Raw genomic sequence first — 24,111 nt, 5'->3', positions numbered from 1 at the left:
TAACCCCAATCTGACAAACAAGTGTGAGCATTCCGTGACGATGGCTAAGTCAAACCTGCAAATATCGGATCCTGATTTTGTGCCCGTCACAGTCGAGGGGGAAATGCGCCCCTCTCGTTGGGTAATTTCGGTGGATCATGCGTCCAATGCGGTGCCGCCTTGTGTCAACGGCGGTGATCTTCAAATCGCGCCCGAAGATATGGCGCGCCATATCGCCTATGATGTAGGTGCTTTGGGTGTCGCGCGCCATTTGGGTGTGCTGATGGATGCGCCCGTTGTCGCATCGACCTTTTCACGTTTGGTGATTGATCCCAATCGGGGCGAGGATGATCCGACCTTGGTGATGAAGCTGTATGATGGCACCATCATTCCGACCAATCGCCATGTGGACGAGGTTGAGGTTGAGCGCCGCTTGGCGAAGTTCCACCGCCCCTATCACAATGCTTTGGCCCAAGTGATTGCCGCGCGGTCCAACCCGGTGCTTTTGGCCGTGCATTCCTTTACCCCGCAATTCCGCGGTCGCGCTCTGCGCCCGTGGCAGGTTGGGGTGCTCTATGCCCAAGACACGCGCTTGGCTGCGCCACTGCTTGATCTATTGCGTGGCGAAGCAGATCTTTGTGTGGGTGATAACCAACCCTATTCAGGGGCCTTGGGTGGGGATGCAATGGATCGCCATGGCCTACAGACAGGGCGACCCCATGTGTTGATTGAATTGCGCAATGATTTGATTGAACGCCCTGAGGATCAAAAAGCATGGGCCGTGCGATTGGCTCCTTTGCTTGACCAAGCCCTTCGCGATGCCCAAGTTTAGCGTAAAATAAAGGAGAGGCAGAATGGATCAGCATACCCGCACCGAACTTGAAGCCGCCGCATTTCGCCGCTTACTTGCGCATCTTGATAGCCGCAAAGATGTTCAGAATATTGATATGATGAACCTGACAGGGTTCTGCCGCAATTGCCTCTCGCGGTGGTATCAAGAAGCGGCTGAGGCACAGGGTCTTTCCATCGACAAAGAAACGGCCCGCGAAGCAATTTACGGAATGCCATATGACGATTGGAAAGCGCAGTATCAATCCGATGCCAGCGCCGCGCAATTGGCTGATTTCGAGAAGAACAAACCCGCCGATTAAGCCGCCTTTGCAGCGGCCTCATCCCGCAGGAAAGTCGGCTTTTCTGCTGTGCTGAGCTCTGGTGCGAATTTATAGCCGCCAAGATCAAAATCCTTGAGGCCTTCAGGGTCGGTGATGCGGTTTTCAACGATAAACCGCGCCATTGAACCGCGTGCCTTTTTCGCGAAAAAACTCACGATTTTTGGCCCTGCGGGTTTGTCCTCCATGAAAACGGGGGTGATCACCTTCAGGGCGAGGCTGTTTTCATCCACCGCGCCGAAATATTCGACCGAGGCGCAGTTAACCAAATATGCGCTGCAAGTGGCTTGTGCCTGCTCGTTTAGGGCTTGCGCCAAACGATCCCCCCAATAGGCATAAAGGTTGGCCCCTTTGGCGTTTTTCATGCGGCTGCCCATCTCAAGGCGATAGGGCGCAATGGCATCCAACGGGCGCAGAACGCCATAAAGCCCTGATAAAATTCTCAAATGGTCTTGGGCATAGCGCAAACCATCGTCAGAGAGGCTTTGCGCCTCTAGTCCTGTATAAGTGTCGCCTGCAAAAGCATAGATTGCGGGGCGCAGATCGGTTTCGGCCTCAAAATTCTGGAACCGCTCATGGTTCAGCTTTGCCAAATCATCAGAGATGGACATGAGCTTTTTTAGATCAGCGGGTCTCAGTTTCTTGGCCACAGCCGCCAATTCGCGCGCGTTCGCGGCAAAGGCAGGTGCGGTTGTGGCTGCCTCTTGCGCAGCCCAATCAAGACGCTTTGCGGGGGAAATGACGACCAGCATATCAAACCTCCTGAACCAGAACTTGACCCTAACTTAGGCTTAGGCGCGGTGATTATCCACCCGTGCGCAAAATTTCGAGAAAAGCGTCACCAAATCGTGCGATACGCTTTTCATCCAGAATCCGCGACAGGCTCTGCGAATCTCGCGGACGCATTTGCGCAATTTTCGCGATTTGCGCAGCGGTGCAGCTTAAGGGTTTTTCGGTGTTATCTGCCCCGTAATAGAGCCCCGCCTGACACTCGAGCAATTGATCATAGAGATCAGCCCCTGCCTGCCCCGCCAATTTGCGGCGTGCAGGATGCAGCTTGGCGCTGCTTTCCCCTGTAATGATGGCCAGAAAATCTGTGCCATAGCGTTCCAGTTTAACCGCGCCTACGCCTGAGATGCGTGCCATAGCGTCAAGGTCTTGGGGCCGCGTTTGCGCCATTTCGATCAGGGTTTTGTCGGTGAAAATGACATAGGGTGGCACGCCGCCCGCCTCGGCCAATGCACGGCGCTTGGCCTTGAGGGCAGATAATAGGGGCGCATCATCCTCGGAAACGAGTGTTTTGACCTGTGGTTGGCGCGTTGTTTTTTGCACGGTATCGCGGCGCAGTGTGATGCCCTGTTCCCCGCGTAATATCGGTCGCGCGGCCTCAGTCATCCGCAAAGCGCCCATCCGTGTCGGGTCAGGGCGCACCAAATCATGGCCCATCATTTGCCGAAAAACGGCTGACCATCCCCGCGTATCAAATTCGCGCCCGACCCCAAATGTGGGCAAACTGTCATGGCCCCGCTCGCGCACTTTTTCGGTGGGATTGCCGACCAGAATATCGGTTAGATGGCCAACGCCGAAACTTTCGCCTGTGCGCAAAATTGCCGATAGCGCCTTTTGAACGGCTTCGCCCGCTTCGAATAACGCGGGCGGGGTTTGGCACAGATCGCAATTCCGGCAAGGCGCGCTGTCTTCCCCGAAATAACGCAGCAAGACCTGCCTGCGACAAGAAATAGCCTCGGCCAAACCCAAAAGCGCGTTCAGCCGTGCGTGATCTGCCGCTTTGCGGTCTGGCGGGGCAAGCCCCTCGTCAATTTGGGTGCGGCGAAATCGGATATCATCGGGGCCGTAAAGTGTGAGCGTGTCCGCAGGTGCGCCATCGCGACCTGCGCGCCCAATTTCTTGGTAATAGCCTTCAATGGATTTGGGCAGATCGGCATGGGCCACCCAACGGATATCGGGTTTATCGACCCCCATTCCAAAGGCGATGGTGGCAACCACAACCAAACCATCCTCATTGGCGAAGCGGCTTTCAACGATGCGCCGATCTTCGGCCTCCATCCCGCCATGATAAAAGCAGGCATTGTGTCCCGCCTCGCGCATGGCTTGTGCCAAGGTTTCTGTCTTTGCGCGTGTGCCGCTATAGACAATGCCTGACTGTCCTTTGCGCGCTGCTGCAAAAGATAAGATTTGTTGGCGTGGTTGATTTTTCACCTCGAAGGCAAGGCTCAAATTTGGCCTGTCAAAGCCGCGCAAAAAAGTTTGGGGGGCTTGTTCATCAAAGAGCCGCGTCACAATCTCGGCACGGGTTTCGGCATCCGCTGTCGCGGTGAAGGCCGCAAGCGGCACATCAAGGCTGCGCCTGAGAGCGCCAATTTTCAGATAATCAGGCCGAAAGTCATGGCCCCACTGGCTGACACAATGGGCCTCATCCACGGCAATCAAGCTGACATTCGATTTTGCCAAAACCCGCTCCATCCCGCCCGAGGCCAAGCGTTCTGGCGCGATATAGAGAAGTTTCAATTCGCCTTTGGACAGACTGTCCCAGACCGCATCGGTTTCTTCGGCCGTATTGCCTGAGGTGAGCGCGCCTGCATTGATCCCTGCCTCGCGCAAGCCCCGCACTTGGTCTCGCATCAATGCAATAAGGGGCGAAATGACCAAAGTGACGCCATCACGCATCAAGGCGGGCAACTGAAAGCAAAGGGATTTCCCCCCACCTGTCGGCATAATGGCGAGGACGTTTTCACCTTTGGCCACGGCCTCGACAATCTCCGCCTGTCCAAGGCGGAAACTTTGGAAGCCGAATACACGGGATAAAAGGGCCTCTGCGCTGCTCATGCCTGATTATTTTTTGCTTCTTTGGTCCTTCTGTCCCATATCGGGGCCAAAGGCACAAGGTTAAGGCAAGCGCAAAAGCGCAGGCAAATCCGCCATATCGTGGAACACATAGGCCCCTTCCGCAGCAAGGCGCGCGCCGTCATCATGTTCCGCATAGCCAAAGCAGGGAATATGCGCCCGCGCGGCCGCTTTTGCGCCTGTGGGGCTGTCTTCGATCACTGCGGCATGGGCGGTATCGCCCCCCATTTTCTCAGCCGCAATCAAAAACAAGCGCGGATCAGGTTTGGCCACGCCAAGCGTATGGGCCGAAAAGCGATTGCCCTCAAAGCGGCGCGCAAGCCCCGTTGCGCCAAGGGTGATCTCCATCTTTTCCTCGCTGCCATTTGAGGCCACGCAATAGGGAATATCTGCCGCCTCTAGCCGATCAAGCACGGCTTCGATTCCGCGAACGGATGGCAGGCCTTGGCGCAGGCGCGCGTAAATATCGCCGTAAATCTCATCAATCCAATCTTTGGGTAAGTCGGCCCCCAATTCGCGCGCGCGGGCCTCTACCCCCCGCATGGTGCCGCCCACAAAAAGCGTCATGCAATCGGCAAGTGACACCTGCAAACCATAATGCGCCAGATTGTCGACTAAGATTTGGTTCGTGATTGGCTCGCTATCCACCAAGACGCCATCGCAGTCGAAAATCACAAGTTGAGGGGCAGGGGAAAGGGGCATGATTAAAATCTTTGGGCTAGGGTGATCAGCGTGCCACCATAGCTGCGCTGATCAAGAAGGGTGAATTCTGGTGGCAAAACGGGGGGGGTGCTTTCCTCCCAAACCACAATGGCCTCGGGCGCGATCCAACCGCCCGACAGGGCTGCGGCAAGGGCTGCTTCGCCCATGGATTTTCCATAGGGCGGATCAAGGAAGATAAGGGTCGAGGGGGGCAATGTCGCGCCCCCCAGTTTCAGCGCGTCCATTCGGTGAATGTGGGTGGTCGCTTCGGCGCGGCAGGCAGTGACATTCTCGCGCAGAATGGCGTTTGATTTTGCGCCATTTTCCACAAATTGCACATAGCTTGCACCGCGACTATGCGCCTCCAACCCCAAGGCGCCCGTCCCCGCAAAAAGATCAAGGACGCGGGCCTCCGACACAAGATTTCCGCGCGCCCCGTTGATCAAAATATTGAACAGGCCTTCGCGGACGCGGTCAGAGGTCGGTCGCAAATGTGCGGCCAGATCACCCGCGCCAAGCTCGGCCAATTTCTTGCCGCGCAATGTCCCGCCGATAATCCGCATCAGCGCAGGAGCGATTTTATATCGCCGCTTGTATCTTGAATGGCTGCTGCATCGGGGCTTTTACCCGCTTCAATCAATCGCTTGCCCACCATATAAGCGCGGGGGTCATTCATCGCGTCCACCGCCAAGAGCGTGTCGCCCTGATAATACCAATGCGAGCGCGCACCCTCGCCATTGTCGCGAATGACAATGCGATCATAGCCCGTGTTCAATCCTGCGATTTGCAGTTTAGTGTCATATTGATCCGACCAGAACCAAGGCTTGGGGACATAAGGTGTTGCAGCCCCAAGCATGTTACAGGCCACAGCCTCGGCTTGATCAATCGCGTTTTGCACCGATTCAAGGCGGATACGTTCCCCCCGATAGGGTAGGCTTGTGCAATCCCCAGCGGCCCAAATATGCGGACGCGAGGTTACCCCCATCTCGTCTGTTGCGATCCCCCGATCGAGCGCAACCCCTGCGGCTTCGGCCAGTTGGGTTTCAGGTATGATCCCGATGCCAACCAAAACCAAATCCGCCGCCAAAGTCTCGCCCGAGGTGAGATGTACTGCTTGCACCACATCGGTGCCACTGAGCCGATCAAGCCCTACGCCTTCGCGGATGGTGACACCATTGCCCTCATGCAAGTCGCGGAAATAGGTGGCGGTTTCTTCACAAGCGACACGGCCCAAGATGCGTGGGGTGGCCTCGATTACAGTAACCTGCATCCCGCGCTTGGCGCAGACGGCGGCGGCCTCTAAACCGATATAACCGCCTCCGATAATCACCGCGCGTTTGCTGTCCTCCAATAGGGGCGCGAGCCTGTCAGCATCATCCATGCTGCGCATGGTCAAAACATTACCCAAATCGCCCCCTTGTTCGGCACTCAGGCGGCGGGGTTCTGCGCCCGTGGTAAATGCAAGTTGGTCATAGATGAAAACCGCCCCCTCAGCAGTGGTCATGCTTTGTGCTGCGGCATCAATTTTGGTGATGGTCTGGCCAAGATGCAGGCTGATGTTCTGATCGGCGTAGAAGGTTTCAGGGCGAAGAAAGAGGCGCTCTTTTGGGCTTTCTCCCAAAAGATAGGCCTTTGACAAGGGCGGACGCTGATACGGAGGCACGCGCTCACGGCCAAAGAGCGCAATTTCTCCCTCATACCCTTCGCTGCGCAGTTTCGCGGCAAGCGCCGCCCCTGCCTGCCCGGCCCCGATAATTGCAATCCCTGCCATTTACGCGCCCTTCATCAGATTTGGTCTGGCGTTGTTTTGACTTCACCCTATAAAGTTACGTAGAAATTTTACAAGCGAAGGACGCCTAAAAAATGTCGATCACCGTTGGCTCTAAACTACCACCAGCAACCCTTCTGCAAATTGGTGGAAATGGTCCTGAAACTATCGCTTTGACCGATAAACTGGTGGATCGAAAAGTTGTGATCTTCGGTCTGCCTGGCGCATATACTGGCACCTGTACCTCTGCCCATGTGCCGAGCTTTATTCGCACTAAGGCAGAATTTGATAAAAAAGGTGTGGACGAGATCATCTGCATCTCTGTGAATGATCCTTTCGTGGTCAAAGCATGGGCAGAGACAACCGGGGCAAAGGCCGCAGGTTTGACAATGCTTGCTGATCCAGCAGCAACATTTACCAAATCAGTCGGTATGAATTTTACTGCCGAACCTGTGGGCTTTTACGACCGCTCAAAACGTTATGCGCTTTATGCGGAAGACGGCATCGTGAAAGTATTTCATCCTGAAGAAAGCCCTGGCACCTGCGAAATCTCAGGTGGCGAAGCCCTTTTGGCGGCGATCTAAAAGACAAGCGCGCCCTGCCTCGCGTTGGGCAGGGCGTTCAGCTTGCAAGGCGATCCATGGCGCGGGCCAATTTGATATCCAAACCTGTCAGGCCGCCTGCATCATGGGTGGACAGAACCACTTCGACACGGTTGTAAACGTTGAACCATTCGGGGTGATGATCCAGTTTCTCCGCCTGTAGCGCAGCGCGGGTCATCCAACCGAAAGCGGCAATAAAATTGGAAAATTGATAGGTTTTCGCGATTGCATCGCGGTTATCCACAAGTGACCATCCGTTTTCTATAAGGCTAGCCAGATCACTATCGCGCTCGGCTTGGGTCAGTTTTGCAATGCTCATTCCTGTTCCTCCACGGCTCTTTTCCGAAATGGGCCATAGCTGGTGAGGATCTCGATCTCCTCCTCCATCGCGCGGGCCTCAGCCTTGAGATATTCCGCCACAGCGCGCGAAAAACTGGGCTCGCGCATCGCATGCAGCGAATAGGTTTCAACGGGCAGATATCCGCGTGCCAGTTTATGCCCGCCCTGTGCACCCGCCTCGACCCGTGACAGACCTTGCGCAATTGCCCAGTCAATCGCCTGATAATAGCACAGCTCAAAATGCAGGCAGGGATGGTCTTCGACACAGCCCCAATAGCGGCCATAAAGCGTCTCGCGTCCGATGAAATTCAGCGCCGCCGCCACGGGCTGCCCCGCGCGCATGGCAAGGGCCAACAGCATATCGTCACGCAGGGTTTCATGGGCGATATCGAAAAAGCGCCGTGTTAGATAGGGCTGCCCCCATTTGCGCGCGCCCGTGTCTTGGTAAAATTCCCAGAATGCATCCCAGTGATGCGGTTCGATCTGATCACCCGTCAAAAGCACAATCTCGCCCCCAAAATTCTGTGCTTCTGCCCGTTCTTTGCGGATGTTCTTACGCTTGCGCGAGGAGAGCTCGGAAAGAAAATCATCGAAGGTTTGATAGCCCTGATTGTGCCAATGAAATTGCTGGGTCTTGCGTGGCAGGAGGGTGGCATCGGCATGGGCGGCCACCTCGTCCTTCGCGCAAAAGGTGATATGAAGCGAAGATAGGTGGTGATCTTCCATCACCGAAAGCGCACCCGTGATCAGCGCGCGATCCCCAACACCTTCTGCTTCTGGGGCGACAAGCAATCTCCGCCCTGTGGCGGGGGTAAAAGGCACGGCGATTTGCAGCTTGGGGTAATAGCGTCCACCCGCCCGCATATAGGCATCGGCAAAGGCATGGTCGAAGATATATTCGCCTTGGCTGTGCGACTTGGCATACATCGGCGCGCAGGCGATGATTTTTCCCTCAGATTTGACGCTGAGATAGAGCGGCTGCCATCCTGTACCCGTCCCAACGGAGCCGCTATCTTCAAGCGCCGCAAGAAATCTGTGGGTTGTAAAAGGGTCGAGGGGCCTGCCCCCATCGCGCGCTTCTGGGCAGGCGCAACGATCCCAATCTTCGGCATCAATTGCGCTGATCCGATCATGCGTTTCGATGGTGAGATTGTCGTTGCTCATTGCGCGCGCTGTCACCCTGTTGTCAGAGTATGAGATGTGGCGCATGGCCCGCGCGGGTCAAGGCAGACCCGCGCAGTGCGAGTCAGCTTTAGGCGGAGATTTCGAAAATCGCTTCGATTTCAACCGCCACATTCAACGGCAAAGCCGCAGCGGAAACCGCTGAGCGGGCATGACGCCCTGCATCCCCCAAGGCCTCAACCAGAAAATCCGAGGCGCCGTTTACGACTTTGGGCTGATCGGTGAAATCTGGGGTAGAGTTTACAAACCCCGTCAGTTTCACCACGCGGCGTAGACGCTGAAGATCACCGCCACAGGCCGCCTTAAGTTGGGCCAATAGGGCAATGGCGCAGCATTTGGCGGCAGCCGCGCCTTCGGTCACGTCAAGATCGGCACCCAATTTGCCGGTAATCAGCGCGCCATCTTTCATCGAGATTTGGCCCGATACATAGACCATGTTGCGCGATTGCACGAATGGCACATAATTGGCGGCAGGGGCGGGCGCGTCTGGAAGGGTCACGCCCAGTTCGGCAAGACGGGCTTCGTAGGTTTGGCTCATTGCAGTATCCCTTATGATAACATTGCTTTGACCCTACCGCTGCCACAGCCGCCGCCAATTGGCAATTGCGATGCATTTTAGTGCAGCTGCAAATAACTTGGCCAAATGGGCACACATTGGTGATTAAATCTAAAAAATATTGTTTCTGATCTTGGGCTGGCCAACAGGCAGCGCTAATCTATTATTCTCATCTTGCGACTCATAGGATTTTGGTAAGTGGCGGCTGTGAAGACCTTTACATTGCAAAAGCGGGGAGCAAGAGCTGTGCTTGGCGCAGGTCTTTTTGCCATTCTGGCAGGCTGCTCGACCGTGGGCGATGGTGCAGCAAGCCGCAGCGCAAATGATCCTTTGGAACCCGTTAACCGCGGAATGCACGCGGTTAACAAAGGTGTCGATACGGTTGTTTTGCGCCCTGTTTCGATGGTCTATGGCACGGTTATCCCTGCGCCTGTGCGCACGGGTATCGGTAATATGGCCTCGAATTTGGGCGAGCCTTCGAATTTCGTGAATAATCTTCTTCAGGCCCGTTTGGATCAGGCGGCAACCAATGGGGCGCGGTTTTTGATCAACTCGACCATCGGCGTGGTCGGTCTGTTTGATGTCGCAACCCTGATGGGGATCGAGGGGCAACCCGCCGATTTCGGTGAGACCCTCCATGTTTGGGGCACGGGCGAGGGGGCGTATTTGGAATTGCCTTTGTTCGGCCCGTCAACCACACGGGATGCAACGGGGCTTATTGTTGACTTTGCCATGAATCCCTTGGGGCATCTCAGCCCCAGTGATGATGCCCTGTCTGCTGCGCGGCGGGTGCGCGTGGCTGACACTGTTGGCTTGCGCTACGCGTTGCGCGGCACAATTGATACAGTGCTTTATGACAGCGCGGATAGCTATGCGCAGTCACGACTAATTTATCTGCAGAACAGACGGTTTGAGTTGAACGATTTCGCAAGTGGTGATTTGGAAACCGTGAGTGGCGAGGGGGAGGCTGCATCCGCATCTGACCCCCATGCTGATTCATATCTGGATCCCTACGCGGATCCTTATGCACAGTGAAAGGTGGCCGCGCTATGTTTGACCGTCCAAACCGCCGTGCTGTGTTGACAGCCTTGATTGCGGCCTCGTCCCTTGCGCTTTTCACAGCGCATATGGCGCAAGCCGCGATGACCGAGGGCGATGCGGCTGCATTGATCCAGACAGTCAGCGCCGATTTAAACGCCATTGCATCGGGCAGTGCCGCGGCTTCGCCCGCACAGTTCGAGCGCATTTTGGATCGCTATGCGGATATGCCGATTATTGCCCAAACTGTCTTGGGGGTGGATTGGCGCAGTGCGTCAGATGCGCAGCGGCGCGGGTTCACACAGGCCTTGCGCGGGTATCTTGCCCGTAAATACGGCGCGCGTTTCCATGAATTTGAGGGCGGCTCAATCGAAGTGACGGGTGCGCGTCCGATCCGCAGCTTTTTCGAAGTGCGCTCCCGCGCGCGCCTTGCGGGGCAATCACCTGTTGAGGTGATTTGGCTTGTGTCTGATGGATCTGGGCAGCCGCGCATCTTTAATATCTTGTTTGAAGGCATCGACCTTCGCAGCACCGAAGGCCAAGAAATGCGCTCGATTCTCGATGCCAATGGCGGCAGCATTGACGCCCTCATTGCGGCGCTCAACGCCAGCTGATTATTGGTCGCCGCGCCCCAAAAGTCCGCCCAAAACCTGCATCAAAATTTGCTCTGCAAGATCAGCCGCGCCGTCTAGGACTTGGCCTGTGCCCTCATTGGTGCTTAACACACGATTTGGCCCGCGGCTGCCTTCGGCGATTGGGTCAATCATTGGCAAAGGCGAGGCGGGTTGATTTGCTTGGATACGCTCCATTGTTTGGCGCCACAACTCAGCGGGTAATCCGCCGCCTGTGACACCTGTTAGAGGGCGGTTATCGTCATAACCCATCCAAACGCCTGCGACATAATCGGAGGTAAAGCCAATAAACCAAGCATCCCGCGCTGAGTTGGTGGTGCCCGTCTTTCCCGCCACTTCAACATCGGCAAGATTTGCCCGTTGCCCTGTGCCATTTTCGACCACTTGGTTCATCATATAGATCAATTGGCGCGCTGCATTATCCGTGATCACGCGCTCACGAATACCGCCTGTTTGGCCCATTAAGGGAGTGTCCTCCCCCATGAGGCGCAATTCCAACAAGCCATAAGGCGTAACCGCAGAGCCACCATTCAAAATACCTGCATAGGCGCCCGACATTTCCAAGAGGCTTGATTCAGAAGCCCCAAGCGCCAAGGCAGGGCCAGCCGCCATATCGCTGTCTATGCCGAATTCACTGGCCACCTGCCGCACCAAATCCCGGCCCACCTGTTCAGACAAACGCACTGCAGCGGTGTTGAGCGAGGCTTGAAGCGCCTCGGTCAGGGTGACCTCGCCATAAAATTCCCCCGAGTAATTCTCAGGTGACCATGCGCCAGAGCCTGGAATGTTCAATGTCAGCGGCGCATCAAGAATAAGGTCGTCAAAACGCCATCCCAAATCCAGCGCGGTTGCGTAGACAAAGGGCTTGAACGCCGAGCCTGTCTGGCGCTGTGCCTGTGTTGCGCGGTTGAACAAACCTGCCCCCCGCAGATCGCGCCCCCCGACCATGGCACGCACAGCCCCATCGGCGCTCATCACAACAATTGCGGCTTGCGCCTCTGATCCTTCGCGGACTTGGTTGGTAAAGACATCATTGATTGCGTCTTCAGCGGCGCGCTGCATGGCGGGGTCAAAGGTGGTGCGCAGGATCACATCTTCTGTGGTGTCGCGTGTCAGAAAGCTTGGCCCTTCGGACATGATCCAATCGGCGAAATATCCCCCCATATTGTCGCGGGCTGCATCCGAAAGCGTGGCAGGGTTGGCTCGCGCGGCGGACAATTCAGAAGCCGTCAAATAATCTTCGCGCGCCATGAGGCCCAAAATCACATTGGCCCGCTCTTGCGCACGCTCCAAGTTGCGGGTGGGAGCGAAATAGGAAGGTGCCACCAAAAGCCCTGCCAACATTGCGGCTTGGGGTGCGTTAACTTCGGCGGCGGATATTCCAAAATACCGCTGCGCTGCCGCCTCAAACCCCCGAGTGCCCGCACCCAGATAGGCGCGATTGAAATAGATGTTCAGGATTTCATCTTTGCTGTAGCGCCACTCCATTGCGAGGGCGAAGGGCACTTCTTGCAGTTTACGGGCGATGGTTGTTTCGCGGCAATCCGCCTCATAGGCGGCTTCGCTGTCCCAGAGTTCTGGATCATAGGGTGTGCCCAAACACATCAGCTTGGCCACCTGCTGCGTGATGGTTGAGCCACCATGCCCCTGCAAGGGCCCGCGCCCCTCGCGCATATTAATGATCATTGCGCCCAAAATGCCGCGCGGGCTCACGCCAAAATGATTGTAAAAACGGCGATCTTCGGTTGCGACAACCGCATGCAAGAGGTGAGGGCTGACAGTGTCACGTGTGATTGCGCCGCCAAATTGCTCGCCGCGCCATGCGAAAACTTCGCCGTAGCGATCCAACATCGTCACGGAGCCGCGCGCGCGCGCGTCTAACAGGTCGGACACGGGGGGCAGCTTGCTGTAATAGTAGAAGGTGAAGCCAAATAGGATCAGCGCAAGGAAAAGCGCGCCACGCCACGCCACGGCAAACACCATACGCCCAATCCAACGGAAAAACCGCCCAAGCAGCGAATGATTGCCGCTTGGTTTTTTCTTCTTCTTGGAACTGCGCCGCGCAGGCCGAGCTGCACCGCTCCCACTGCGTGATGCAGAAGCGGAATTGCGGCGTGGGGCCACGAGGGGCCGTCTGCCTGAAGGGAGTTTGCTCATTTTGACCTGCCAATTTTCTACAAAATAGGCCTTTTCGACTCACTTGTGGAGGGGGGAGGGGCCAAAGAAGTCATAAATCATGTGATTAATAATTGGGCAGATACCAAAATTTGCGCAAAATTTTTGCATTTTTCCCGTTCCAGCCCCTTGGAAACCGCCCGTTTTATTGTCGCCACCCCCGTCTCACAGTCTTGTGAGAGCCGTGACGTCCTTAGGGGACAGCATCAACCGCAAGGGGTAAATGACGTGAAACTCATCATTGCAGCAATTAAACCGTTCAAGCTGGAAGAAGTGCGCGAGGCGCTCACTTCGATCGGCGTGCGCGGCATGATGGTGACCGAGATCAAAGGCTTTGGCTCGCAATCTGGTCATACTGAAATCTATCGCGGCGCGGAATATGCCGTGAACTTCGTGCCGAAAGTCAAACTGGAAATCGTGGTCGCTGATGGTCTTGCCGACCAGGTGGTCGACACCATCCACAAATCCGCCAAAACCGACAAAATCGGCGATGGCAAGATTTTCGTTCTGGACGTTGCGTCTTCGTTGCGCGTGCGCACGGGCGAAACTGGCGACGATGCGCTTTGAGCGCTCTTTCGACAAGAAGGACATCATTCCAATGAATACCAAATCCCTCCTTCCCCTCGCCGCCGTGGCCGCTTCGGTCGCGCTGCCTTCAATGGGGCTTGCACAGGACGCCACAGTTGCTACGGGTGAACCTGCGCTTCACACTTCTTATATTCTGACGACCCTTCTTTTCTTGATGGGTGGTTTCCTCGTGTTCTGGATGGCGGCAGGTTTCGCCATGTTGGAAGCGGGTCTGGTGCGTTCCAAGAACGTCACCATGCAGCTGACCAAAAATATCGCGCTCTTTTCTTTGGCTGCGATCATGTATTGGTTGGTTGGCTTTAACCTGATGTATCCAGGCGATGGCTGGAGCATCGGCGGTTGGCTTGGGGCCTTTGCGCCAACCTCACTTGAGCCTGTCGGCGTGTCCCCCGAAGATACCGCATTGGATTACGCATCTGTCGGTTCCGACTTCTTCTTTCAGTTGATGTTCTGCGCCACGACGGCTTCGATTGTTTCGGGCACATTGGCCGAGCGCATTAAACTATGGCCGTTTTTGGTCTTCGTTGTCGTGCTGACTGGCTTCATCTACCCGATTGAAGCATCTTGGCAGTGGGGCGGTGGCTGGTTGTCTGAACTTGGGTTCTCCGACTTCGCAGGCTCGACCCTTGTGCACGCAGCAGGTGGCTTTGCCGCACTAGCAGGTGCTATCGTCCTTGGCCCCCGTTTGGGCAAGTTCAAAGACGGCAAGACGAACCCAATGCCTGGTTCTAACCTTGCCTTGGCCACGCTCGGCACATTCATCCTGTGGTTGGGTTGGTTTGGCTTTAACGGTGGTTCGCAGTTGGCCATGGGCACTGTGGGTGACGTTGCGGATGTAAGCCGTATCTTCGCCAACACCAATATGGCCGCAGCAGCAGGTGCCGTTGCCGCCCTGATCCTGACACAGGTTCTATTTGGTAAGGTTGACTTGACCATGGTGCTTAACGGCGCTCTCGCAGGTCTGGTGTCGATCACTGCCGAGCCTCTCGCTCCGTCCTTGTTCGGCGCTCTGCTGACTGGTGCTGTGGGTGGTGTCATTGTGGTCTTTGCGGTGCCAATGCTCGACAAAATGAAGATCGACGATGTCGTGGGTGCAATCCCTGTTCACCTTGTAGCAGGTATCTGGGGCACACTTGCCGTTGCCTTCTACACAGGCAACTGGGGCGCGCAGATCATCGGTATCGCGGCAATCGGTGCCTTCGTCTTTGTAACCTCGCTGATCGTCTGGATCATCCTCAAAGGCATCATGGGTCTGCGCCCATCCGAGGAGGACGAGATCCGTGGCCTTGATGTGGCAGAGCTGGGCATGGAAGCCTATCCTGACTTCACCAAAGGCTGAGTAAAGAACGCTACCTCTGCCTGATCTTCCCTCCCTTCAGGCAGAGGCATACGAAAAAGGGCGCCCCATCAGGGCGCCCTTTTGATCATATCTGAGAAGTGAATTAGATCGTGTCTTCGATCCATTTCTGAAGCGCGGCTTTAGGCGCTGCGCCGACCTTGTTTGAAATCACTTCGCCATCTTTGAACATGAACAATGCAGGGATGCCGCGCACGCCCAGCTCCATCGGCGAGGATGGGTTCTCATCAACATTCACTTTGACGATTTTCACCTTGCCCTCAAACTCAGACGAAAGTTCTTCCAAAGCGGGGCCAATTTGGCGGCAAGGGCCACACCATTCTGCCCAAAAATCAACAATGACGGGGAGAGAGGATTGGCGAACTTCGCTATCGAAGGTCGCATCGGTAACTGCGGTCGTGGCCATGATATAGCCCTCCTTGGGATGACAGTGGTTAACACGGAACCTATGAATGCCGTTGCCCCGCGTCAAGAACCCACGCCTTTCCCTGCGGCTCTTTGCAGCGCTTGTTCTAACAGATTATCGGGCAGCTCCATCAAGCTTGGCCTACTTGTCCACAAAATGGCCAATTTCACGACCCGTGTGGGATATAGCGCCCTTAGCATTTCGCCGTAGGCCGCCATTTGGCGCAGATAACCTTCGGAAACCTCAGAAGGGCTTTGCGGCACGATTTGATTGGATTTGAAATCTACTGCCAATACTTCTGCATCGCGCAGGATCAAGCGGTCAATCACGCCATAGACCTGATGGTTCAATGTTTTGCTAAAGGCTGTCAGCGGCACTTCGGCAAAGGCATCCCCTGCAAACAGCTCATGCAAATTGGGGTGGGTCAAGACACGCTCTGCCTCTCTCAAGAGGGCGGCGCATTCCTCTGGGCTGCAATCGCCCTCAGCCGCCAAAATCATGGGCGCGGTTGCAGCCCATGCGGCGGGTGTTGTTTTGGGCAAATGCTCTAACAACAGATGCAGACGCCGCCCCCGCAGTTTGGCTGCCTCCGCATCGCGCAATTGGGTCTTGAGGGCGGCCTCTTGCGGGCTAGGTGCGGGTGTCTCCCCCAAATCTGAAGGGGTGAGCGCAGGTTTGTCTTTTGCCTTTGGAGGCGGTGCTTGTCGCACCCATGAGGCGAGGGCTGCTTTCACCTGTGCAGAAACACCTTGAGGCGAGGCGGGTTCAGATGTGTCGAGGGCGTGACTATCCCAGTTGCCATTCTCCAGTCGCAGCCCCGTTTGCCCCGCCATGTCTATGGCTTTCACATTGGGCAGGTTTTCTGCGGCGGCGCGAATTTGATCATACCAACATAGTTTGTCGCCCGACTTTGCTGATAAATCACCTGCGGCTGCGACAACCAACCAAGTCTCTGCACGGGTCATTGCAACGTAAAGCAGGCGGTTTTCTTCCTCATTCTGCGCGGCTTTGCGCGCCTCGTGGACTTCGCGCAGATCGGCATCGAGGTCGTCTGACGAATTCGCCCAAATTAGTGGCCCGTCTTTGGGTTGAAGCAGATTAACCCCACCCCCGCCACGACTATTCTGTCGCGCTGTATCGGGCAGGATCACAATCGGGGCTTCTAAACCCTTGGCCCCGTGAATGGACATGACGCGGATTTGGTCATCATCCCCTGACATGTCCCGCTTGATGGTCACATCCCCGCGCCGAAGCCATGCAGCAAAGCCCGCAATGCTAGGCACATCGTGGCGCTCATAGCTCATCGCCTGTTGCAGCAGGCTGTTGATCCCATCCTCGGCCTCTTGACCCAACCGCGCAATCAAAGCGCGCCGGCCATCTTTTTGGGTGAGGATATTTTCCAGAATCTCGTAGGGCCTCTCAAAATCAGCTTTGTTCCGCAACTCCCACAGCGTGGACACGATCCCCGCGTAAGCAGAGTGGTTAGAGAGCGCCTGCCACAGCGTGCCCGCCCTGCCATGGGCTAACTCGTAAAGTTGGTCTTCGCTCAAACCGCCAAGGGGAGAGCGCAAAAAAGCAGCCAGTGAAAGATCGTCTTCTGGTGTCGCAAGAAAGTTCATCAATGCCGTGAGATCGCGCACAGCCAGTTCTGCGCTGATGCGCAGGCGATCCGCGCCCATGATGGGCAAATTCCGTGACTTGAGCGCGCGGATGATTTGGTGAAACAAATCACTGCGCTTGCGCAGCAAGATCAAAAAATCACGCGGTCGCACAGGACGCGGGTCTACCCCTTTCAGGCGGATCATCTGCTTTGAATTGATTTTCTGCGCGATGAAATCAGCGATTTGATCAGCCAAAATCACGGTGTGGTGGCTGTCATGAACCAAATCTACGGGGCTGTCCCATTCGGGGATATCCGCTTTTTCGGTTTTTGGAATTGCGGGCCAAATATCCACCCGCCCGGGAAGGTCGCTAAAATAGGCCGCGTGTTCCACATCTTGGCCCAAACCCGCATAGGCTTGATCGGCGGCCACGCGGTCAACCAATTGCAAAATGCTTGGCGCCGAGCGGAAGGAATATTTCAGCACGTTTTTATGGAGTTTCGACTGCACCGCGGCAAGGCGATGATCAAACTCATCGCGCATGCGATCAAACCCTTCGGGATCGGCCCCTTGGAAAGAATAGATGGATTGCTTTTTATCCCCCACAACGAAAATTGTGCGGGTCAAACCATCGCGCGCGGATTGGCCCGCCGCAAATTCTTCAGCCAGTTTTGCAATGATCTGCCATTGCGCGGGAGAGGTATCTTGCGCCTCATCCACAAGCATATGGTCGATGCCGCCATCAAGGCGGAACAACACCCATTGGGCCAGACTGGTTTTGGTCAAAAGTCGATTGGTCAGGCGGATCAGGTCGTCAAAATCAAGCCAACCACGCCGTTCCTTGGCGCGATCATATCGGGCGAGAAACTCTGCCGCGAATTGATGCAGCGTGTTTGATTTTTCAAACATGATCAAGGCGCGGCGGGTCTGCCGCGCTGTTGCAAGGCGCTCCATGAAATCACAAAGGGCTGGGAAATCATCCCCCATTTCCTTGCGCACATCTGTGTTGAAAATTGTGGCGCCTTTGGCCTGATCTGGATTGTTTTTCGCCGTTGATCCGTTGACGAAAACATCTTCTATCGCAGCGATGGAAGTAAGGCTGTGTTTTGACCAATCATAGGTTTCTAGTGTGATCTTGGACTTTCTTTGCCTGTTGTTGTCATAGCTCAACAGCTTGGCCAATTTATTGCAAAGTGCTTGTTCATCCCCCATGAATGTCTCAGATATCAGATCTGCAAAAGTTTTGGTTCCAAGCTCAAAAAACTGGCGTAGTTGAGTTTCTGTGGCGGCAGGATCAAACGCCTCTCGCTTGTTGATGACCGCCTTGGCCAGTTCGTGCCCATCGAGGTCAGACACAAACGGGGCGACCGCATCCAATGCGATACGGCCCTGTCCGATACTATCGGTAGCCATATCTTCGAGGATTTCCGAGATGAGGTCGGTCTGGTCGCGATCATCCATTTCCTCAAAGGCGGGCGATATGTGCGCCTCAACAGGAAAGCGCCGCAAAACTGAGGCGCAAAAGGAGTGGATTGTCTGGATTTTCAAACCGCCTGGTGCCTCAACCGCCCGCGCAAACAGCGTGCGGGCATGGGCGAGCGTGTCTGTGCCAAGGTCGTCCTCGGCTACCCCTAATTTCGCCAAGGCTTTGATTAACTCGGCATCGGCTAACATCGCCCATTTGCCAAGTTGCGAGAAAAGGCGGTTTTGCATCTCTGCCGCGGCAGCCTTGGTATAGGTCAGGCATAAAATCCGTTCAGGCGGCACAGATTGCAGCAAGAGGCGCGATACGCGATCTGTCAGAACTCGCGTCTTTCCGGAGCCAGCATTGGCCGACAGCCAAGTCGAGCGCAAAGGATCCGCTGAAATCACCTGTGCCAGCGTGGCTTCGTCAAATTTTGGGGGCGTCAGGGTCATTCTGGGTCAGCCTCCTGTGGTGGAAGCTCTGTTTCGTCCCATTCCCCGTAGCGCGCGAGGTGATCATAATCGCCGTCAAAATTCTGATCAAACACGGCACGCCGCGAGATATAGCCTTTGTCGGGCGACTGATAGGCGCGGATGAGTGTCAGGAAGCTTTCATACATGCCGCGCAGATCATCTGCAGTGATGTAATCGCTGCCATCCGATTGTTTCCCAAGTGCAAGATAGCCATGACCTGTAACGGTTTCAGGTTTGCCCGTAAACGCGCCCGCTTCGGCCATCAACGCCTCAAGCCAAAGTTGCTTCGTAAAGTTCGCTTCTTGCTTGGGCGTTGGAGCGGATCCTGTCTTATAGTCGTAAATCCATAAATTCCCGTTTTGATCGCGGTCAATTCGATCTGCACTGCCTGTGAGGGTGAAATCAATTTCGGCAATCGGCCAAGATCCTTTGGCCTCAAGCAATTCTGGGGTTTGGGTTTGGCGCCGTTGCAATTCCCCTTCAACGAACCAATCGGCGAATTTAACGACCTTGGCGCGCCACATCCGTTGGGCCGAGGGCCATGGGACATCTGTGGCAAATACCTCATCGGCCATGGTCAAAAGTTTTGTTCGGGCGGATGTCAGGTCGCCGAAGTCTTCGGCGCTGCGGCATTGGTCAACGAAGCGCTCCAACACGCGGTGCAGCGCGGTTCCCCGATCTGTGGCATTGGGCAGGGCGTTTAATTCGCCCAATTTATACAGACCCAATACATAGCGGGCGTAAATCGCATAAGGGTCGCGCAGGAGGGTCTCTATGCGCGTCACCGAAAGGGATTTTGGTCGCGCATCGGCGGGGGGCTTCGGTGCAGGTCGTTTGGCGCGTGGCTTTAGGTCTTGCGCCTCTGGTCTGTCGATCTCTGCGGCAAGGCTTAACCAAAACGCGCTTCGTTCGGTCATTTCACTCAAGGCCGCGCGGCTTGCATCGCTGCTGCCACGAAGGAGGTTCACCAAGCGGTTGAGCCATCGGGACGGGATGGTGGCGGACTCTGCATCGCGTTTGGCGCGGGTGAGCCAAACTTCTTGCGCGCCGAGTGCCTGTTGGAAATCATGCGCGGCAAGGCCGATGCGCCGATCTGGGAGGCGCAACCCCGCCTCAGCCCGCATGGCGCGATTAAGCCATGGATCAGCGCCGCTTGAATTGGGCCAAACCCCTTCGTTCAGGCCTGCAAGTATTAAAAGATCTGCGCCTTGCACCCGCGCCTCCATCGGCCCCCAGATCAACAGATCTGCATGTGGTCGGACGGGGTTGCGCAAAAGGGCCTCGCTGAGGATGCCAGAAAAGAGGTCACGATAATCACGCAAGCTCACTGCGCCTGCGGCATCGGCTTCTTTGCCTAAGCGGTTCATCAGGCGTAGCGCCTCTTCGCCCGCATTTTGGCGCCAAAGTGCGCCCGATGCTTCGGCCTCGGTAGTGGCCTGAGGGCCCGCTGCCAAACGCTCGGCCCAAGCGATATGGGCGCGCACGAACTCAGCCATCGCACCTGATTGTGGCAAGATGGGCCGATCTATCAATTCGCGGCAAACCCAGTCCGCCCAGATCATCAGGTCTGGATCATCGGTTTGCTCAGCCGCCCAATCCATAATCTGAGATCGTTTTGGAAACGCCCACAGACACCGCCGCATCTTTTGTTCTAGCTCGCGGGTGCGGCGCAGATGCGCGCCCCGATCTGCGCCGCCAGAGTGACAAAGGGGGTGTTTGAGCATGATCAACAACCGCTCGCCCGTCAAAGGCGCAAGCATCAGATCACTGACATGGCGCAAGAAGCGCCCCGTTGCCGTTTCCCCCAAGGGCACGCCTGCAGAATCGTCAGGATAGAGCGACCATCTGGCAAGGATGGCACAGGCCTGACGCACCAAAATCCGATCTGGGCATATTAACGCGACCCGTTTGTCCGCCTCGATGGCGTGACGCAGTCCGAGGGCGATGCTCATCGCCTCCTCGCGCGGGGTTTCAGCTTCAATCAAGGTCACATCGCGCAGAGCGCCTTGGGGATCGCTAAGTTTTGGCCCTTCCTCAAGCCATTGATCCGTTTGTGGGGCAGGTCTTAGGGCAAGGGATACAAGGCGATTGCGGTTTTCATTATGGGGCGTGGTTTCAATCCAACGGGGGATTTCCCAAGGGTTCACATTCAAGTCATGCGCAAATTTTGCCAATCGGTATTGCGGATGGTCTTGCCCCGTCAGGCCGCCCGTGGGGCCATCGCCCGACAAAAGCGCCTGCCAAATGTCATGCGGTAGATCATAATCCAATCCTGGCAGAACCACCGCGCCGTGATTAAGCCCTGCAACCGCCTTCATCAGGCGCGCGGTGGCCCCGCGTGACCCTGTTGATCCCGCAATAATAACGGGATGGTCAGGTGGGTTGTCCTGCCAATGTTGCGCTAAACGATCAATCAAACTGCTTTGGCGTGCAGCTTGGGTGAGCAGGTCGGGGTTGTCCTCAAAATAGTGCCGTAGGATTTTGATGAACTCTAGATTGCGCTGCCAATGTTCTGAATGTCCTTCGACATTCAGACGCTGTAGCACCTCGGGCGCGACCCGTTCTTCGTGCATTTCCGCCAATAGATTGGCAAGGCTATCGGCAAGCGACCAGATCGAGGCACGCGGTGCCAAATCAGGGGCTGCATCCAAAAGCCGCCCGACCAGTTGCGCCAGATGCAAACGCAGCCGCAAATCTGAGGCAGGTTGTGCCATACCACCCAAATCAGGCAGATGCGCCATGGCCTCGAATGGCCGAATGCGGGGCAAAAATGCCGCTTCTTTGCGCAGATATTGGGCGCGCAGATTTCGTTCCATTCGGGCGGAGTTCACCCAAATTTCCACGCGCGCAATCGCCTCGGGTGGCTGCCCTGCAAGCCGCGCGTCCAGCCCTGCAATCAATGCTGAGGTAAACTCTACCCCAATGGGGGTGGCAAAGAGGTTTCGCCCGCTCATGTGGCGGCTACCTTTTCAGTGGCAAGCAATTCTTCTGCTGACGCGATCCCCTCTGGATGCCCCACATCGGCCCATCCGCCCTGATGGATGACACCAAACAGCCGCCCCTCTTGCGCAAGGGTTTCCCACGGCATCCGAAGGCCGAATTTGGGGATATCCATGGCGGCGATTGGTGCGGTCTTTAGGATTTGTGCGCCTGTGAACACATAGGGCTTTTGGGGATCGTCAAACAAAACCCGCCCTGTGGCATCAAGGCCCAAGTCACCATCCCCCTGACGGCCTGTGGCCTTGTCCCGTGGGACAAGCAGCATCAGCGCATCCATTTCTGTGGGCCGCCAAGCAGCAGACAGCGTGGCAAAGGGATTTGGGCCCGTCCAAACATTGTCAGAATTCAGTGTAAAAATCGCAGTATCCGCGAAGTAGCGCAGGGCATGGCGAATACCGCCGCCTGACTCCAAAATCTCTGGCTGCTCTTCGCTGAGGATGACCTCTGCGTTGCGCAGATGGTGGCGCATTTGATTGGCGTGATAATGGGTGTTGATCACGCATGGCGCGGCATGCCCCGCGCGCGCAACATTAAGCGCATGGTCAATCAAGGCCCGTCCCGCCACCCGCAGCAATGGCTTTGGCGTGGTTTTGGTTAACGCCCCCATACGCGTGCCAAACCCTGCGGCCATGATCATTGCACCGCGGGGGGCGTGATCGGCGGTGGATTGCAGATAATGCGCGCAGATCGCACGCGCTGTTGTGGCCAAGGGCGCAAGCGTTGGATGGTCTAAAGCGCGAAGAATATGGGCGGCAACCCGTGGCATATGCCGCAGATACTCTGGTTTTCCAGTCCGCGCGAGGCGGCGGAACAGCCCCAAAATACGGAAGTTGCGTTGCAGCGAGAGCAGGCTTGTCCTCAGGATCATATCATCTTCGCTGATGTTCAAAATATGCGCATGATCGCGGATCAATGTGGTGCGCAATTCAAGCGACAGATCGCGCCGTGCATCATCAATCAGCGAGACGAGGTCATAGCCTTTGGGGCCGCAGAGTGCGTCTTGAAAATCAATAACGCCCGCACGTTGCAGCCCTGTGCGGTCAGGCAGCCAAATCAGATTTCCCGCATGGAAATCGCGCAACACCGTCACAGGCACGCCCCGCAAGATCCATGTTGCAAGGCCTTGTAGCTCGTTTTGAAAGGCGGCTTGTTCAGATTTCAGCGCATGGTTTTCGGGCAATTCTTCAAAGGTGACTACGGTCAATCGCGCCAATTCAGCGGCGGCCAAAATGGGTAGCCCACCCATTGCGCCCGTCCGCGCCAAAACCGCCAAAAGATCATGCGCGGTGTGATAAAGCTCAACCTCATGGGTCAGGCCTTGATCCAAAATTGCGCTGTAGGTTTGATCGCCAAAATCCTCAACCAAGAGGAAGCCTGCATCAACATCTTCGCCAAAAACTGTGGGCGCCGACAAGCCCAAGCCGCGCAAATAGGCGGCCACATAGCGAAACGCCGCTTGGCTTTTGATTTCGCTTTTAGGCGCCTGCATCAGAACCGCACTATAGTCGTCTGAGAGATGCAGGCGGGTATAGCTGCGCGCCGAAGCATCGCCTGCAACTGGGCTTGGCTTGGCCATGCCCCATCCCATGCGGTCGAGAAAAGCGCGTGCCTCTGGTGAGAGCGTGGTCATGGATACCTCTCAGCCAAGGCGCAAAGTTGCGGAAGTTTGGGATGATCTTGGGACGCACAGAGCCTGATATGACGCTGATCAGGGGCGCTTTGGTCATATATAAACGAAAGCCAGATTGTGCGCGTTGGGAGATCGGCCATCATCCGTTCGGGCCATTCGATCAGGCATATTTCCGTTTCAAACGCATCTATAAGGCCCAACTCATCCACATCACGCGGATCACCGAGGCGATACAGATCAACATGCCAAATATCACAGGGGCGGGCCTCGTAGATTTGCACCAGCGTAAAACTTGGGGAGGGGATGTCCTCCACGCGTCCGATTTGCGCGAGTCGGGTTCGGATCACCCCACGCGCGAAATGGGTTTTACCTGCGCCAAGATCACCAGAAAGCGCCAAAACATCACCTGACTCCAAAAGCGGCGCGAGGGCCTCTGTAAATTCTGACATGGCTTCGGGCGAAGCCAAGCACAGATGTGCATGGCAAGGTGGCAAATCAGAGAGGGGTGCAGCGGATCCATCAGACATTGCGCCAAGTTTACAAGGGATCAGACGGGGCGCAAGCCATAGAGAAGGGATCGGCCT

At 56.0% G+C, this 24,111-nt stretch carries 21 protein-coding genes; 7 read left to right on the top strand and 14 right to left on the bottom strand.

All coding sequences use genetic code 11. The annotated features are described in order from the left end of the window. Window positions 1–40 precede the first annotated feature (40 nt). Both AAC632_RS03045 and AAC632_RS03040 read left to right on the top strand, forming a co-directional pair. Window positions 41–811, top strand: coding sequence for an N-formylglutamate amidohydrolase (locus tag AAC632_RS03045; protein ID WP_340298206.1), 771 nt, complete (start codon window positions 41–43; stop codon window positions 809–811). Window positions 812–833: 22 nt separating this feature from the next. After that, window positions 834–1,130 carry a DUF1244 domain-containing protein gene (locus AAC632_RS03040; protein WP_340298208.1) on the top strand — a complete coding sequence of 99 codons (297 nt, stop codon included), beginning with the start codon at window positions 834–836 and terminating at the stop codon, window positions 1,128–1,130. Here AAC632_RS03040 and yaaA read toward each other — a convergent pair. Genes yaaA through AAC632_RS03015 form a run of 5 tightly spaced genes read right to left on the bottom strand, consistent with a single transcriptional unit; the run spans window position 1,127 to window position 6,486 of the window. Beyond that, window positions 1,127–1,900 carry a peroxide stress protein YaaA gene (yaaA, locus tag AAC632_RS03035; protein WP_340298210.1) on the bottom strand — a complete coding sequence of 258 codons (774 nt, stop codon included), beginning with the start codon at window positions 1,898–1,900 and terminating at the stop codon, window positions 1,127–1,129. The genes AAC632_RS03040 and yaaA overlap by 4 nt on opposite strands. 52 nt (window positions 1,901–1,952) lie before the next feature. Then, window positions 1,953–3,995 (bottom strand): DNA helicase RecQ, encoded by a 2,043-nt coding sequence (gene recQ / locus AAC632_RS03030; RefSeq protein WP_340298211.1) that lies wholly within the window; start codon window positions 3,993–3,995, stop codon window positions 1,953–1,955. Window positions 3,996–4,055: 60 nt separating this feature from the next. Next, entirely contained in the window at window positions 4,056–4,715 is a 660-nt protein-coding gene (locus AAC632_RS03025) for an HAD family hydrolase (protein ID WP_340298212.1), read from the bottom strand. A gap of 2 nt (window positions 4,716–4,717) precedes the next feature. Continuing rightward, complete coding sequence (gene rsmD / locus AAC632_RS03020) at window positions 4,718–5,278, bottom strand: 16S rRNA (guanine(966)-N(2))-methyltransferase RsmD (RefSeq protein ID WP_340298213.1); 561 nt, start codon at window positions 5,276–5,278, stop codon at window positions 4,718–4,720. After that, complete coding sequence (locus AAC632_RS03015) at window positions 5,278–6,486, bottom strand: NAD(P)/FAD-dependent oxidoreductase (protein WP_340298214.1); 1,209 nt, start codon at window positions 6,484–6,486, stop codon at window positions 5,278–5,280. The genes rsmD and AAC632_RS03015 overlap by 1 nt, the downstream gene beginning before the upstream one ends. Window positions 6,487–6,578: 92 nt before the next feature. Here AAC632_RS03015 and AAC632_RS03010 point away from each other — a divergent pair, with 92 nt between their 5' ends. Next, a complete protein-coding gene (locus AAC632_RS03010) occupies window positions 6,579–7,067 on the top strand; it encodes a peroxiredoxin (protein WP_340262779.1) in 489 nt (162 codons plus the stop codon). Window positions 7,068–7,104: 37 nt separating this feature from the next. On the opposite strand, the gene AAC632_RS03005 is transcribed toward AAC632_RS03010, so the two are convergent. From AAC632_RS03005 to AAC632_RS02995, 3 genes are all read right to left on the bottom strand, one after another. After that, entirely contained in the window at window positions 7,105–7,404 is a 300-nt protein-coding gene (locus tag AAC632_RS03005; RefSeq protein ID WP_340262782.1) for a 4a-hydroxytetrahydrobiopterin dehydratase, read from the bottom strand. Next, window positions 7,401–8,588 carry a GNAT family N-acetyltransferase gene (locus tag AAC632_RS03000; RefSeq protein WP_340298215.1) on the bottom strand — a complete coding sequence of 396 codons (1,188 nt, stop codon included), beginning with the start codon at window positions 8,586–8,588 and terminating at the stop codon, window positions 7,401–7,403. The genes AAC632_RS03005 and AAC632_RS03000 overlap by 4 nt, the downstream gene beginning before the upstream one ends. 88 nt (window positions 8,589–8,676) lie before the next feature. Then, a complete protein-coding gene (locus AAC632_RS02995) occupies window positions 8,677–9,144 on the bottom strand; it encodes a RidA family protein (RefSeq protein ID WP_340298216.1) in 468 nt (155 codons plus the stop codon). Between the two features lie 216 nt (window positions 9,145–9,360). Between AAC632_RS02995 and AAC632_RS02990 the strand changes: the two genes are divergently transcribed. Both AAC632_RS02990 and AAC632_RS02985 read left to right on the top strand, forming a co-directional pair. After that, on the top strand, window positions 9,361–10,197 hold the full coding sequence (locus AAC632_RS02990) for an MlaA family lipoprotein (protein ID WP_340298217.1): 837 nt from the start codon (window positions 9,361–9,363) through the stop codon (window positions 10,195–10,197). A 14-nt stretch (window positions 10,198–10,211) separates the two neighbouring features. Next, window positions 10,212–10,814: an MlaC/ttg2D family ABC transporter substrate-binding protein gene (locus AAC632_RS02985; protein WP_340298218.1), complete on the top strand. Its 603-nt coding sequence runs from the start codon at window positions 10,212–10,214 to the stop codon at window positions 10,812–10,814. On the opposite strand, the gene AAC632_RS02980 is transcribed toward AAC632_RS02985, so the two are convergent. Beyond that, a complete protein-coding gene (locus AAC632_RS02980) occupies window positions 10,815–12,989 on the bottom strand; it encodes a transglycosylase domain-containing protein (RefSeq protein ID WP_340298220.1) in 2,175 nt (724 codons plus the stop codon). A gap of 246 nt (window positions 12,990–13,235) precedes the next feature. Here AAC632_RS02980 and AAC632_RS02975 point away from each other — a divergent pair, with 246 nt between their 5' ends. Together AAC632_RS02975 and AAC632_RS02970 are read left to right on the top strand one after the other, a co-directional pair. Then, on the top strand, window positions 13,236–13,574 hold the full coding sequence (locus AAC632_RS02975) for a P-II family nitrogen regulator (protein ID WP_340298221.1): 339 nt from the start codon (window positions 13,236–13,238) through the stop codon (window positions 13,572–13,574). A gap of 31 nt (window positions 13,575–13,605) precedes the next feature. Beyond that, window positions 13,606–14,934, top strand: coding sequence for an ammonium transporter (locus tag AAC632_RS02970; RefSeq protein WP_340253715.1), 1,329 nt, complete (start codon window positions 13,606–13,608; stop codon window positions 14,932–14,934). 103 nt (window positions 14,935–15,037) lie between these two features. Here AAC632_RS02970 and trxA read toward each other — a convergent pair whose 3' ends face one another. The 5 genes from trxA to tsaE all read right to left on the bottom strand — a co-directional run bounded on the left by trxA (window position 15,038) and on the right by tsaE (window position 24,054). Continuing rightward, window positions 15,038–15,358, bottom strand: a complete 321-nt coding sequence (gene trxA / locus AAC632_RS02965) for a thioredoxin (protein WP_340253718.1) — start codon at window positions 15,356–15,358, stop codon at window positions 15,038–15,040. Between the two features lie 62 nt (window positions 15,359–15,420). Further along, window positions 15,421–18,876 carry a double-strand break repair helicase AddA gene (gene addA / locus AAC632_RS02960; protein ID WP_340298222.1) on the bottom strand — a complete coding sequence of 1,152 codons (3,456 nt, stop codon included), beginning with the start codon at window positions 18,874–18,876 and terminating at the stop codon, window positions 15,421–15,423. Further along, on the bottom strand, window positions 18,873–21,851 hold the full coding sequence (gene addB / locus AAC632_RS02955) for a double-strand break repair protein AddB (RefSeq protein WP_340298223.1): 2,979 nt from the start codon (window positions 21,849–21,851) through the stop codon (window positions 18,873–18,875). Before addB ends, addA begins: the two co-directional genes overlap by 4 nt. Further along, window positions 21,848–23,527 carry a phosphotransferase gene (locus AAC632_RS02950; RefSeq protein ID WP_340298224.1) on the bottom strand — a complete coding sequence of 560 codons (1,680 nt, stop codon included), beginning with the start codon at window positions 23,525–23,527 and terminating at the stop codon, window positions 21,848–21,850. Before AAC632_RS02950 ends, addB begins: the two co-directional genes overlap by 4 nt. Then, the gene (gene tsaE / locus AAC632_RS02945) at window positions 23,524–24,054 is read right to left on the bottom strand and encodes a tRNA (adenosine(37)-N6)-threonylcarbamoyltransferase complex ATPase subunit type 1 TsaE (protein WP_340298225.1); all 531 of its coding nucleotides are present in this window, start codon (window positions 24,052–24,054) and stop codon (window positions 23,524–23,526) included. The genes AAC632_RS02950 and tsaE overlap by 4 nt, the downstream gene beginning before the upstream one ends. Window positions 24,055–24,111: the final 57 nt, after the last annotated feature.

It is taken from the genome of Roseobacter sp. HKCC-CH-9351 (assembly GCF_037830295.1).
Taxonomy (GTDB): domain Bacteria; phylum Pseudomonadota; class Alphaproteobacteria; order Rhodobacterales; family Rhodobacteraceae; genus M30B80.
The sequence above is the reverse complement of the archived record's forward strand: the minus strand, read 5'-3'. Positions and strand labels throughout refer to the sequence as shown.